Raw genomic sequence first — 13234 nt, 5'->3', positions numbered from 1 at the left:
GACGCGGCCACAGCGCCAGGCCGTGCCTGGCGCGCCCGCGCACGGATCAATCCGCGTGCGGGTAGACCACCACGCGGTTGCGGCCCTGTTCCTTGGCCAGGTACAGGGCCTTGTCGGCCAGCCGCAGCGCCTGTTCCACGTCGGCATGGAACGTGGGGAAATGGGCCACGCCCAGCGACACGGTGATGCTGCCGACCGGCGCAAACGGCTGCCCGGCAATCGCCTGGCGCAGGCGCTCGGCGGTCTGCTGCGCCGCCGCCACGCTGACGCCCGGCAGCAGCACCAGGAACTCCTCGCCACCGGCGCGGCACAGTACGTCGGTCTCGCGCGAATGGCGTCGCATCTGTTCGGCGATGTGGACGATGGCGGCATCGCCGACGTCATGGCCGTGGCCATCGTTGATGGCTTTGAAACGGTCGATGTCCAGCGCCACGATCGCAAACGGCTGCCCCTGCGCCTGCAGCAGTTCCAGCGCGTTCTGCAGGCCGCGGCGGTTCAGCAGCCCGGTCATCGGGTCCGTACGGCTGGCGCGGTTGAGCGTGCCGATGCGGTCCTGCAGCGCGTTGAAGCTGTACAGCACCGCCTGCTTCAGCTGCGCCACCTCGAAGTACCACGCACGGATGCCAGTGACATGGTTGATCGCGCTGCCGGTGTCTTCGCCTTCCTGCACGTTGCGCGCCAGCTGCCACAGCGGCATCGAGATGCGCCTGGCGAACCACCAGGTGATCAGCAGCGAGAGCAGGCCCAGCGGGATCGCGTTCCGGATGACCGAGGTCATCAACCGCGACAGCGGCTGCAGGGTCGCTTCGGTCGGGCGCTGGGCGATGATGCCCCAGCCGGTGGCCGGCACCGGCGCATAGCCGGACAGCTGTGCCACGCCATGGTTGTTGACCAGCTGCTGGCTGCCGGAGTGGCCGCGCATCACCGCCTTCACCGCCGGGTTGTCCAGCGCGTAGGTGCCCACTTCCTTCGGATTGTTGTGGTAGATGATGCGGCCGTTGTGGTCGACCACATACAGGTAGGAACCATCGCGGTAGTAGTGCTTGCCCAGCAGCGTGTGCAGCGCGCTGCGCTGGCGCAGGTACAGGGTGCCGCTGACGTAGCCCAGGTAGGTGCCCTGGCGGTCGAAGATGGGGTGCGACAGCGAGATCAGCAGCTTGCCCGTCGCCGACTGGTAGGGATCACTGACCAGCGGCTGGCGGCGTGTCAGCGCCTGGTTGTTGCCGAAGCTCTTCAGCACTTCGCCCTGCAGCTGCAGCGTCTGCGGCGAGGTGGCGATGACCAGGCCGCTGGCATTGACCACCAGCGACGAGTTGAAGCTGCTGGACTGCAGCTGCAGGCGGCTGGCTTCGTCCTGGGCGTGGACGGCATCCAGGCCGCTTTCGCCGAGGCGGGTGGCGGCGTAGGCCAGCTGCTGCTGGGCGGAGAGCAGGAAGGTCTGCGTCGTGTCGGCCAGCTTGCTGCTGTAGACGCGGTTGGCTTCCAGGGTGTTGCTCACCAGCTGGTCGCGCTGCACGCGGTAGCTGGCCAGCAGGGTGTTGCCGAGGGCAACGAGCGTACTCAGCAGGGCCAGGCCAAGAATCAGCTTGCCCAGGTTGAGGCGGTTGGAGATCGGTGGCATGCGGCGACTGCGCCCACTGCTGCGGCAGCGCAGCCGGGCACGAACGGTGGGGAAGCCGCCATTATGGACACATTCGCCTGCCCCGGGGAAAGTACGGTCACCCGGTGTCAGCGTTGCAGGCGTCGCCGCAGCGTATCGCGCACGCGCTCGGCGGCGGTCGCATCCAGCAGTGCCAGCACTCCCTGTGCATCCGGCGGTACATGCGCGGCTGTGTGCGCGCCGGCGTCGAAGACATAGTGGTCAAGCATCGCGCGCCAGTGCGCGCGCTGTTCCGGCGGCAGGTCGCGCAGGGCGAGGATGGCCAGCATCAGCGCGTTCATCGGTGAATCCATCCAGGCCGGCACCGGTCGCCACCAGCTGTTGACCAGCACGTTGAACGCTTCCAGGCCTTCCATGTGGTGCCACCACAGCGAGGGAATGAACACCGCGTCGCCGGGCTCCAGCTCGGCCACCTGGGCCTGCGCCCACGCCTGCGCAAAGCGCGGGAAGCGCTGCAGGTCCGGCGCATGGAAATCAACCAGGCTGATCGCCTGCCCGGCCGGGGTGAAATCCAGCGGCCCGACGTACAGGTTGTCGATCTGCTCCGGTGCGAACAGGGTGACCCGGCGGCGGCCGGCCGCCACGCAGGCCAGGTTGTCCGGCACGTCCTGGTGGGCGGCGATGCGCGAGCGGTTGCCGATCCAGATGCTGGCCAGCGGATCGGCCACGCCGAGCTCCAGCGGATTGGCCTGGCTGAAACCCGGCAGGAAGCTGTCCAGCGTGGTCGATGCCACATAGATGGTGGGCGGTGCTGGATCGCTGGCGTACTTCAGCAGCGTCGCCAGCACCACCTTCAGCGGAATCTGCTCGCGGCGGAAATTGAATCCGCTCATGTCCTCGTTATAGAACAACCGGCCCCGCGTGTCGGGCGCGGCGGTGGTCGCCGTCACCGGCATCTGCCCGTGGTCGAAGCGGGCCAGGTGGGCCACCGCCTCGGCGGCGGATCGGCGCGCGGCCATCACCAGCGGCCAGTGCGCCACCAGCCCACGGATCACCTTCGGCGTCGTCCAGGTGGGCAGCTGCACGTGCAGCTGCGCCGGGTCCAGACCGTGGATCTCTTCGATGGGGCGGGGCGGTGAAAGCATGCGCGGGCATCCGGAGCGGAGCGGTGGGGGGGCCGAGCCCGCCCCGTGGAGCCGAGCCCATGCCCGGCCCCACGGTACTGCAGTCGGTCAGAACTTGTAACGCACGCCGAACATGTAGCGCGGGCCGGTCTGGGTGGCGTAGCGCAGCATGTTGGTGTGGCGTGCGTAGGTGCGCATGGTCTCGTCGGTCAGGTTGATCGCTTCCAGGCTCAAAGTCAGTTGCTCGCTCACCGCGTAGCTGATGTTCAGATCCAGTTGGCCATAGGCGGCGGTGTAGTTCGGGTTCGGGCCCTGGCCACCGATGCCGTTGAGGAACTTGTCGCGCCAGTTGTAGGCCGCACGGATCTGCCACGCGTTCTTGTCGTAAAACGCCACCACGTTGGCCGAGTCGCTCAGGCCGATCATCGGGTACTGGTCACCCAGGCTGAGATTGTCGAAGGTCAGCCCGGACTTCACCTTGGTGTAGTTGGCCGCCACGCCGAAACCGGACTGGCCGAACAGGTGCTGTACCGCCACCTCCCAGCCGTCAAGATGGTCCGAGCGCTGGTTGGCCGGCAGAGTGATGTCGAACCCGGCAATCGGGTCGCCAGGCTGGCCGACGATACTGCCGGTCTGCTGGCCGGCCGAGTTGACGCCCGTGGAGGTCACGCCCGGATCGCCAGCGTGGTTGGTGAAGATGTAGTTCCGGATGCATACCGTGTCCGTGGTCACGCAGCCTGATGCCAGCGCCTCGTTCCAGTAGGCGCCACCGACCGGCGTATGCAGGCTGCCGGCGTCTTCGCGTGCGATGGTGTTGCTGATGAAGTTCTTGATGTTCTTGCGGAAGAAGCCCACCGACGCGTAGCTGGCCTCGCCGTAGTACCACTCCAGCGACAGATCGAAGTTGTCTGACAGCAACGGCTCCAGCGCCGGATTGCCGCGCGAGCCGGTGCCGCCCTGGGTACGCACGATGTTGTCCAGGCGCTGGCCACTTTCAATCTGGGTCCAGCCTGGGCGACCGAGGCTGCGGCTGTAGCTGCCGCGCAGAGCCAGCGACTCGCTGAAGTCCAGCTTCAGGTCGAGGTTGGGCAGCAGATAGTCGTACTTGCCTTTGCCGCCAACGAATGCGCCTTCGTCGGCATAGGTGATGTTGAATTCGTTGAGCGAGTTCCAGCTGATCGAGGTCGGCACCCTGACCAGCGCCAGCGATTCAACCTCGGTCTCCTCGTAGCGCACGCCGGCGGCGATGTGCAGCGGCGTGTTCCAATCGAACGTGGTGCGGTACTGCAGATAGGCGCTCTTGGAGGTCTCCTTCGTGCGGATATCCTCGGAGTACTCGGTCGGGGCCAGATAGCACGTGGGACAGGCTGGCTCCACTCCATTGGCGACCTGGGCTGCGCGGTCGCGCAGGCGGTCGAAGTCGAACACCAGGAACTGACCGGTCAGGCGGGGATCGTTGTGGCCGGAGAACGCCTTGAAGTACTTGCCCATGTCATCGGCGTACCAGATGCTGTCGTCGTAGTCTGCCGGTGTACCCACGCCGCCCCAGCTGTCGCGCTGTTCGATGGCGGCCGCCGAGCGGTTGTCGACCTGGGTGTGGCCCACACCGAAATCCAGTGCCGAGTAGTCGGCAAAACGGAACACGCCCTTTGCCTGGAACTGCTCCACCTCCGACTTGTTGTAGCTGTTCTGGAACACCGAACCGGTCACCAGGGCGTCCGATGCCTGCACGCCACCGGGTGGAAGGGCGATGTTGATGATGGGCAGCTCGCCGCTGTAATCGACGGTGGTCTTGCCGCGCACGTAGGCAGCTACGCCCAGCACACCGGCGGAGCCATAGGGGCCATCCGGCTGGGATTCAGCACTGGCACGGTGGTAGTCGAATGACAGGTCGAGCGCGTCGTTGACCTCCCAGTCCACGTTGAAACCCACCGCTTCCATGCTGTTCTTCGTGGCCAGCTTCATGCCACCCATGGCAACGTCGCCGTTGACCACGTCTTCGCTGTAGACGATCGGCGCAGCCACGGGGCCGTTGGTCCAGGTGCTGTCACCTGGGCCGTAGTTGAACCACACCGAAAGTTCGCTGCGCTGCTGCTGCACCTTGTTCTCCACGTAGGTGTAATCCAGCGTGGTGGTGACGTTGTCTACCGGCTTCCACTGCAACGTGGCCTGCCCGTTGGTGCGCTGGCGCTGCACCGCGTTGACGTTGTAGGCGGTGTTCTGCGGCCGGCCATAGATGTCGTTCGGACCCGGCCGGTTGCTGATGCGGTCCGAGTACCCCTGGCCCGGTTGCGGCAAGGCACGCCAGTCGGAAGTGTCATCGCCGCGCAGGGTGGCCCAGCCTTCGGCCACAGTGGCCTGGTTGAATCCCGAGTCACGCTCCTGGTGGCTGCCACTGAGGGCTATGCCGAAGCGGCCATCGGCATAGGTCTGGCTGAAGATGCCCGACAGCTCACCGGTGACGTTGGAGCCCTGCATCGTGCGTGGCACATTGTCGTTGGAGGTGTCGTGCACCGCCTTCATGCCCAGGCTGATGACCGGTGCCGCCTCCAGTGGGCGCATCGTCCTGATGTTGATCGTTGCACCAATACCGCCGGTCGGGTTGTCGGCGCGGGTGGTCTTGTAAACCTCCACCGCCGAGATCGATTCGGAGGCGATGTTGGCGAAGTCGAACGAGCGCGAGCCGCTCAAACCACCGCCACCGTTGCCGAGATTGGACGCCGGCATCTGCCGGCCGTTCAACAGCACCAGGTTGTAGTCGGGGCCGATGCCGCGCACGGTCACCTTCGAGCCTTCGCCGCTTGAAGTGCGGTCGATCGACACGCCGCTGATGCGCTGCAGCGATTCGGCGAGGTTGGTATCGGGGAACTTGCCGATGTCCTCGGCGACGATCCCATCGACCACGCCCTGGCTGTCGCGCTTGAGGTTCATCGACGACTGCAGGCTGCCGCGGATGCCGGTGACCTGCACCGTATCGAGCGTGGCCGGGTCGGGTGTCTCGCCGGCAGGTGCGTCCTGCGCCCAGGCCGGTGCAGCAAGCGCTGCGAGCAGCGCGGAAGTGAGCATCGTCTTGCGAGGTACTGCCTTGTACGTCTTCATGGAAGCTCCCTCCCCAGGGAATTCAGTGGTGTCGTTGCGGCGTTGTCTCGATCGCGGGTTACTGCATGTGGCCGGATTGGAGCGACGGTTGACAGCGTTGTCAACAAACTGCCATCAAGTGCACCTGATCGGCGCGGGGGTGGGTCGTCATGTAAACGTTGCCATGAATGCGCTCATGCTGATGAATTCCCTTTGTCTGCGGGATTTTCAGCGGTTTTGCAGGAATGACAGCGCTGCCAATGGATCTCTGGAAATGAGTTGTGCGGTGCAGAACAAAACTGCGCGGATGCCAATGTGCAGTGGTGGGACGCAGCAGTTGTTGTGCACTGACAGCGCTGGACAAACTGAGCAGCCAGCGGATGTCGTGCATGTCCGCTTGATGGCTTGAATCAATGACCGGGAGGACAGGTTCTGGACATGGCAACGACCGCCCGCGGACAACGCGTGTACGGTGCTGGGCACGCACAGACGCTTCATCGCGTACGGCGAAGCGGCGGCCGCCCGCGTGCGCCTGGATGCGAGGAAGACCGCAACGGACGCGTAGGTCCGCTGCGGCAGGGAGCGTCAGCGCCGGCGTGGTGCGGCGGTCGATTCGCGATCCAGCACCGCGTGCTCGACGGTGATCATGCGCCCGGCCGTCTCGGCGCGGATGTGCTCGATCAGCTGCTCGGTCGCCAGCCGGCCCATGTGCGCGGTCGGCTGGCGCACCGTGGTCAGCGCCGGATAGATGTGGCCGGCGATCGGCGTGTCGTCGAAGCCGCACACCGAAAGGTCGCGCGGCACGCGCAGGCCACGCTCGCCCGCCACGCGGTACACCGCGGCCGCCATGTCGTCGTTGGCGGCGAAGATCGCCGTCGGCGGGTCATCCAGGTCAAGCAGGGTGTTGGCGGCGTCAACGCCGGACTCGAACGAGAACTGGCCGCTGACCACCAGTTCCGGGTCGTAGGCGATGCCCGCCTCGCGCAGCGCCTGGCGGTAACCGGCGTGGCGCCACTGGCAGGCACCGTGCGCGCGCGGGCCCTTGATGTGGCCGATGCGGCGATGTCCCTGCGCGACGAGGTGGCCGATCAGTTCGACCACGGCGGTGGTTTCATCCATGCGCACGCCGATGCGGCCTTCCGGGTGGCGTGGCGCGATGCAGGCGAAGGGGATGTCCTGTTCTTCCAGGTACGACAGCACCACCTCGTCGTCGGTCAGCGGCGGGATCAGTACCACGCCGTCCGGGCGCGAATTCTCGAACAGCGCGGCCAGGTCGGGCAGGGTGCGGCGGCCGGTGCCGACCGGGCCCAGGATCAGGTTGTAGTGCTGTGCATGGCAGGCCTCCAGCATGCCGCTCTGGATCTCCATCAGGTAGTTGCGCGAGGGATTGTTGTAGACCAGGGCCAGTGCATACGAGCGCTGCCCGGCCAGGCTGCGCGCCGACAGGTTGGGCTTGTAGCCCAGCCGTGCCACTGCCGCCAGCACGCGTTCGCGGGTCTGCTCGCGCACGTTCGGCTCGTGGTTGAGCACGCGCGACACGGTCTTGATCGAAACCCCTGCAACGGCGGCGACATCCTCGATTCGACTGCGCATGGTGCGATGGTTCCTCCTGGAAGGCGGCGGGCACGCGGCGATGGTAGTGCGTGCTGGCCCGGTCGGTGTTGCCGAAGCAGGCGGATGTTGCCACGTCATGAGGGGCGCTGGCACGTCCCGATTTCGTGTCGCGATGCAGCACCCACGCACTGCGCTGGCGTGTCGATGATGCGCCAGGCCCCGTGGTTGCGGGACGGCCGGCACGTTGCCCGCGTACAACGATTGACAGCAGCGGGGTCGCCTTATATGACAGCGCTGTCAGGAGCGGTGCGCAAGCGACCATGCCGGCGTGCGGTCGCAGTCACGCGCGCCAGGAACTTCATCCACGGAGGTAGAGCCCAGTGAATCGCCCCACCCAGACCCTTCTTGCCAGCTGCCTGCTGGCCGCCCTTGCCGCGCCCGTCGGCGCCGCACCGGCCAGCGCTGAACGCCTGCAGGACTGGCCGCGCGTGCACAGCGCGATCCCCACCGACGCGCAGATCGAAAGCCGCGCGCGGCAGATTCTTTCGCAGATGACGCTGGCGCAGAAGATCGGGCAGATGACCCAGGCCGAGATCAAGACGATTACGCCCGAGCAGGTGCGCCGCTACTACGTCGGTTCGGTGCTCAACGGCGGCGGCTCGTGGCCGGGCATGGACAAGCACGCCAGCGTGCAGGACTGGCTGAAGCTGGCGGACGCCTACCATGCCGCCTCGCTGGCCACCGACGCGAAGGCGCCGGTGCCGGTGATCTGGGGCACCGATGCCGTGCATGGCCACAACAACGTGCTGGGCGCCACCCTGTTCCCGCACAACATCGGCCTGGGCGCGGCCGGTGATCCGGAGCTGATCGAGCGCATCGGCGAGGCCACCGCGCGTTCGGTGCGCGCCACCGGCATCGGCTGGGTGTTCGCACCCACCCTGGCCGTGGCCCACGACCCGCGCTGGGGCCGCACCTACGAAAGCTATTCGTCCGACCCGGCGGTGATCCGCAGCTTCGCCCATGCCTACGTCAAGGGCGCGCAGGGTGCTTTCAAGGATGACGGCAACGTGGTCACCACCGCCAAGCACTACCTTGGCGATGGCGCCACCGACAGCGGCCGCGACCAGGGCGAGGCGCTGGTCGACAAGGCGACGATGATCAACGTGCATGCGCAGGGCTACTACGGCGCGCTGGCCGAAGGCGCGCAGACGGTGATGGCCTCTTTCAACAGCTGGAACGATCGTGCCGCCGGCGTCGACTACGGCAAGATGCATGGCAGCAAGGCGCTGCTGACCGACGCACTGAAGGACAAGATGGGCTTCGACGGCTTCGTCGTCTCCGACTGGAACGGCATCGCCCAGGTGCCCGGCTGCCGCAACGACAGCTGCGCGCAGGCCATCAACGCCGGCATCGACATGGTGATGGTGCCCGACGACTGGAAGGCGTTCATCGACAACACCACCGCGCAGGTGCAGAAGGGTGAGATCCCGATGGCGCGTATCGATGATGCGGTGACGCGCATTCTGAGGGTGAAGCTGCGCGCCGGCCTGTTCGAGCACAAGCCGTCCGACAGCCGTTATGCCGGCGATGCCACCGCTGTGCAGCACCGCGAGCTGGCGCGCCGTGCAGTGCGCGAATCGCTGGTGCTGCTGAAGAACGACAACAAGGTGCTGCCGCTGCGCCGCGACGCGCGCGTGCTGGTGGTCGGCAAGGGTGCCGACAACATCGGTGACCAGTCCGGTGGCTGGTCGCTGACCTGGCAGGGCACCGAGAACAAGAACGCCGATTTCCCCAACGCCGATTCGGTGCTGGGCGCGCTGCGCGCCGAACTCGGCGCGGACAAGGTCAGCTTCAGCGCCGATGGCCAGGGCATCGACCCGAAGGCGTTCGACGTGGTGCTGGCGGTGATCGGCGAGACCCCGTATGCGGAAACCAACGGTGACATCCTCGCCTCGGACACCGTGAGCCACAGCCGTGCCTACCCGCAGGACCTGGCCGCGCTGAACGCCGCCGCTGCGACCGGCAAGCCGGTGGTCACGGTCTATATGTCCGGCCGCCCGATGTACACCAACGACCTGCTCAATCTGTCCAGCGCGTTCGTGGCCGCCTGGCTGCCGGGCACCGAAGGCAAGGGCGTGACCGACGTGCTGGTGGCCGGCAAGGGTGGCAAGCCCGTGCATGATTTCCGCGGCCGCCTCAGCTTCCCGTGGCCGGGCGTGCCGTGCCCGGCACCGATCGACCAGCCCGATGCGAAGAAGCCGTCGCTGTTCGCGCTCGGCTATGGCCTGAGCTACGCCAAGGGCGGCAAGGTCGCCAGGCTTGACGAAGCCGACCCGGACAGCTGCGGCGAAGTGACCGTGCTGCCGATCTTCAACCGTGCCGACACGCCGCCGTTCGCGCTGCATGTGGCGGCCGCGGGTGCGACCCAGCCGCTTGGCAGCGACCTCAACGCCACCCTGCGCTGGCCCACCGCCAAGCCGGTGGTGCAGGTGCGCACCGTGCAGGTGAACACCCAGCAGGACGCCAAGGAGGTGACCTGGCTGGCCCCGGCACAGCTGATCGCACGCAGCACCTCGCGCCGCAATCTCGGCGCGCTGGCGCGCAGCAACGGTGCGCTGCAGTTCGACGTGCAGCTGGTGAAGCGCCCGGCCTCGCCGGTGAAGGTGACCATGCAGTGCGGCAGTGGCTGCGAGGGCGGGGTGGACATCGCCCCCCTCCTGGGCAAGCTGTCGCCCGGGCAGAAGCAGACGGTGACCGTGCCGCTGGCGTGCTTCGCCAAGCAGGACGTGGCCCTGGGCGCGGTGGAAGCGCCGTTCGTGGTGACCGCGGACACGCCGTTCGCGGCGGCCTTCACCCAGGTCAAGCTGACCGCCAACACGGCCAACGCCGAGGGCGCGGTGGCCTGCCCGTGATGTGGCGGGGCGCGTCCGGGCGAGCATCCACGCGTGGCGTGGATCTACCGGTAGCGTCGGGCCATGCCCGGCGAACGCAGTAGACCCACGCCATGCGTGGATGAGCCATCCCGAAGGCAAAAAAAGCCCCGCAGTGCGGGGCTTTTCTCTTATCGCTTCATCGAACCGAAGAACTCGTCGTTGGACTTGGTGTTCTTCATCTTGTCCAGCAGGAACTCCATCGCGGCCATTTCATCCATCGGATGCAGCAGCTTGCGCAGGATCCAGATCTTCTGCAGCAGTTCCGGTTCGATCAGCAGGTCTTCGCGGCGGGTGCCCGAACGGTTGATGTCGATGGCCGGGAACACGCGCTTTTCAGCGATGCGACGGCTCAGGTGCACTTCGCTGTTGCCGGTGCCCTTGAACTCTTCGTAGATCACCTCGTCCATCTTCGAGCCAGTGTCGACCAGCGCGGTGGCGATGATGGTCAGGCTGCCGCCTTCTTCCACGTTGCGCGCGGCACCGAAGAAGCGCTTCGGGCGGTGCAGGGCGTTGGCGTCCACACCACCGGTCAGCACCTTGCCCGAGCTCGGCACCACGTTGTTGTAGGCGCGGGCCAGGCGGGTGATGGAGTCCAGCAGGATCACCACGTCCTTCTTGTGCTCGACCAGGCGCTTGGCGCGCTCGATGACCATTTCGGCCACCTGCACGTGGCGCGCGGCCGGCTCGTCGAAGGTCGAGCTGATGACCTCGCCGCGCACGGTGCGCTGCATTTCGGTCACTTCTTCCGGGCGCTCGTCGATCAGCAGCACGATCAGATGCACGTCCGGGTGGTTGGTGGTGATGGCCGTGGCCACCTGCTGCATCATCATCGTTTTACCGGCCTTCGGCTGGGAAACGATGAGCGAGCGCTGGCCCTTGCCCTGCGGCGCCATCAGGTCGAGGATGCGGCCGGTGATGTCTTCCGACGAACCGTTGCCGCGCTCCAGGGTGAAGCGGCGACGCGGGAACAGCGGGGTCAGGTTCTCGAACAGCACCTTGTTCTTCGACGCTTCGATCGGCTCACCGTTGATGGTGTCGACGATGTTCAGTGCGAAGTAGCGCTCGCCGTCCTTCGGGAAGCGGATGCGGCCGGAGATGTGGTCGCCGGTGCGCAGGTTGAAACGGCGGATCTGGCTGGGCGAGATGTAGGTGTCGTCCGGGCCGGCCAGGTAGCTGGCCTCGGCCGCGCGCAGGAAGCCGAAGCCGTCTGGCAGGATTTCCAGCACGCCGTCGGCGGCGACGCCGTCACCGTGGCGGGTCAGCACCTTCAGCAGGGCGAAGATGACGTCCTGCTTGCGGGCGCGGGCGACGCCTTCGGAGATCTGCAGCTGCTCGGCGATTTCCAGCAGCTTCTGCGCCGGCATGCGCTTGAGGTCGCTCAGCGAGTAGACCGGGAAGCCTTCCGGCACGTTGGCGTGCGGGCGCGGCAAGGGCTGCTGCTCGCCGCCGTCCTGCGGCATGCCGTCATCGCGGCCACGGCCACCACGGTCGCGGTCGCGGCGGTTGCGGAAGCGGTCGCGGCGGTTGCCCTGGCCCTGCTGGCCGTTCTGGCCCCCCTGGTTGTAGGGGTTGTTGTTCTGGCCCTGGCCCTGGTTCTGGCCACCGCCCTGGTGGTTCTGCTGGCGCTGGCCGGATTCGCGGCCTTCGCCACCTTCACCGCCGCCGGAGGCGGGGGCTTCAGCGGCAGGCGCGCTCGGCGCGGGGGCGGCTGCGGCCGGTGCCGGCGTTTCGGATGCGGCTGCCAGCGGCAGTGTCGGCTGCGCGGGGGCAGCGCTGGTTTCGGCGGCGGCCGGAGCGGCTGCCTTGCTCACGCGGGGCTTGCGCACGCGCTTTTCGGCGGGCGCATCGGCGCTGCCGGTTTCGGGAGTGTTATCGGACAAGAGCGTTATTCCTCGCTTGAAGGTGCGAGCGCCCGGCTGGGGCGGCGAACGTTGGGAATGGGTCTGGAAGAAACTGCGTCCAGAGGGTGCGGCACGCGAACGCGGCCGGATATGCCGACACTATCATCGGCCAGCGGCGCCGTGCAAGGGTCACCGGGAACTGCATTCATGTGGGCGCGGGGCGCCCAGCGGCAGCCGCGGTCAGCGGCTGCCGTGGAACAGCAGGATCAGGCCAGGGCCTTGTCCAGCAGGCCGGCCAGCTGGGCCTTGCCCACCGCACCGATCTGCTCGCCGACCTTTTCGCCGTCCTTGAAGACGACCAGGTACGGGATCGAACGCACGTGGTACTTGGCGGCCAGCGCACGGTTGTTGTCGACGTTGACCTTGGCGATCTTGGCGCGGCCCTGGTAGGCGTCGGCCAGTTCGTCCAGCGCGGGGGCGATCATCTTGCAGGGGCCACACCACTCGGCCCAGAAATCGACCAGCACCGGTTCCTTGGAATTCAGCACGGCGCTATCAAAGTCGGCATCGCCGACGTGTACAACCTTGTCGCTCATCTTGGTTTCTCGTCTTGGATTGCACCCGGCCAGGCCGGAGGTGGGTGAACTGGGCCATGCCCGGTGGCGCGACCCTCGTCGTTGCCTCGCGGCGGTCTGCCGCGGTGCGTTCGGCGGGATGCCCGGACGCTCACGGCCGGCAGTGTACCCCTATCGCGCGGCGGGGACAGTTGCTGGCTGGAACCCAGCGTATCGTGATCGTGTCCCAGCCCGGTATGTGCCGGATTTCACTGTCTTCGAGAACATGGGGGTGGCACCGGGGCGGGGCCAGTGGCCCTGGCGGGGCCGTTCAAGTGGCGTGCGGCTGGGTGAAGGGCGGGTGGGATCCTGGCGTCTCCCGGTCCGGTGAGACAGGTGGTTCCGGTTTGCCGGCCCGAGTGCGTTAAACTGGGACATTGTGCGGCGCACGGACCGGGTGGTCCCAGCCTGCCAACCCGCCGCAGGGGACGCAGTTTGCGACGGTTCCCCTAGACGCTGAAGTGCCAGCCGCCCCGTGGGCCGGCGGCCA

The 13234-nt window shown here is 66.9% G+C and carries 8 protein-coding genes; 1 reads left to right on the top strand and 7 read right to left on the bottom strand.

Annotated elements, in window-relative coordinates; translation table 11 throughout:
- Window positions 1-46: 46 nt before the first annotated feature.
- From NQ204_RS05140 to NQ204_RS05120, 5 genes are all read right to left on the bottom strand, one after another.
- On the bottom strand, window positions 47-1621 hold the full coding sequence (locus tag NQ204_RS05140) for a sensor domain-containing diguanylate cyclase (protein ID WP_116864497.1): 1575 nt from the start codon (window positions 1619-1621) through the stop codon (window positions 47-49).
- 107 nt (window positions 1622-1728) lie between these two features.
- Window positions 1729-2745, bottom strand: coding sequence for a cupin-like domain-containing protein (locus NQ204_RS05135; RefSeq protein ID WP_256643264.1), 1017 nt, complete (start codon window positions 2743-2745; stop codon window positions 1729-1731).
- An 87-nt stretch (window positions 2746-2832) separates the two neighbouring features.
- Window positions 2833-5823: a TonB-dependent receptor gene (locus NQ204_RS05130; protein WP_116864495.1), complete on the bottom strand. Its 2991-nt coding sequence runs from the start codon at window positions 5821-5823 to the stop codon at window positions 2833-2835.
- 100 nt (window positions 5824-5923) lie between these two features.
- Window positions 5924-6193, bottom strand: coding sequence for a hypothetical protein (locus NQ204_RS05125; protein ID WP_256643263.1), 270 nt, complete (start codon window positions 6191-6193; stop codon window positions 5924-5926).
- Between the two features lie 194 nt (window positions 6194-6387).
- Window positions 6388-7395, bottom strand: a complete 1008-nt coding sequence (locus tag NQ204_RS05120) for a LacI family DNA-binding transcriptional regulator (protein WP_116864494.1) — start codon at window positions 7393-7395, stop codon at window positions 6388-6390.
- A 341-nt stretch (window positions 7396-7736) separates the two neighbouring features.
- Between NQ204_RS05120 and NQ204_RS05115 the strand changes: the two genes are divergently transcribed.
- Window positions 7737-10268 carry a glycoside hydrolase family 3 protein gene (locus NQ204_RS05115; RefSeq protein WP_256643262.1) on the top strand — a complete coding sequence of 844 codons (2532 nt, stop codon included), beginning with the start codon at window positions 7737-7739 and terminating at the stop codon, window positions 10266-10268.
- A 149-nt stretch (window positions 10269-10417) separates the two neighbouring features.
- Here NQ204_RS05115 and rho read toward each other — a convergent pair whose 3' ends face one another.
- Window positions 10418-12169, bottom strand: coding sequence for a transcription termination factor Rho (gene rho, locus NQ204_RS05110; RefSeq protein WP_256643261.1), 1752 nt, complete (start codon window positions 12167-12169; stop codon window positions 10418-10420).
- A 227-nt stretch (window positions 12170-12396) separates the two neighbouring features.
- Window positions 12397-12726: a thioredoxin gene (gene trxA / locus NQ204_RS05105; protein ID WP_025878607.1), complete on the bottom strand. Its 330-nt coding sequence runs from the start codon at window positions 12724-12726 to the stop codon at window positions 12397-12399.
- Window positions 12727-13234: the final 508 nt, after the last annotated feature.

Source organism: Stenotrophomonas testudinis (assembly GCF_024499815.1).
Taxonomy (GTDB): Bacteria; Pseudomonadota; Gammaproteobacteria; order Xanthomonadales; family Xanthomonadaceae; genus Stenotrophomonas.
The sequence above is the reverse complement of the archived record's forward strand: the minus strand, read 5'-3'. Positions and strand labels throughout refer to the sequence as shown.

Excerpts from the sequence above, each read along its gene's own strand:
- NQ204_RS05140 (WP_116864497.1), bottom strand. The coding sequence starts at position 1,621 with ATGCCACCGATCTCCAACCGCCTCAACCTGGGCAAGCTGATTCTTGGC.
- NQ204_RS05135 (WP_256643264.1), bottom strand. The coding sequence starts at position 2,745 with ATGCTTTCACCGCCCCGCCCCATCGAAGAGATCCACGGTCTGGACCCG.
- NQ204_RS05130 (WP_116864495.1), bottom strand. The coding sequence starts at position 5,823 with ATGAAGACGTACAAGGCAGTACCTCGCAAGACGATGCTCACTTCCGCG.
- NQ204_RS05125 (WP_256643263.1), bottom strand. The coding sequence starts at position 6,193 with ATGCACGACATCCGCTGGCTGCTCAGTTTGTCCAGCGCTGTCAGTGCA.
- NQ204_RS05120 (WP_116864494.1), bottom strand. The coding sequence starts at position 7,395 with ATGCGCAGTCGAATCGAGGATGTCGCCGCCGTTGCAGGGGTTTCGATC.
- trxA (WP_025878607.1), bottom strand. The coding sequence starts at position 12,726 with ATGAGCGACAAGGTTGTACACGTCGGCGATGCCGACTTTGATAGCGCC.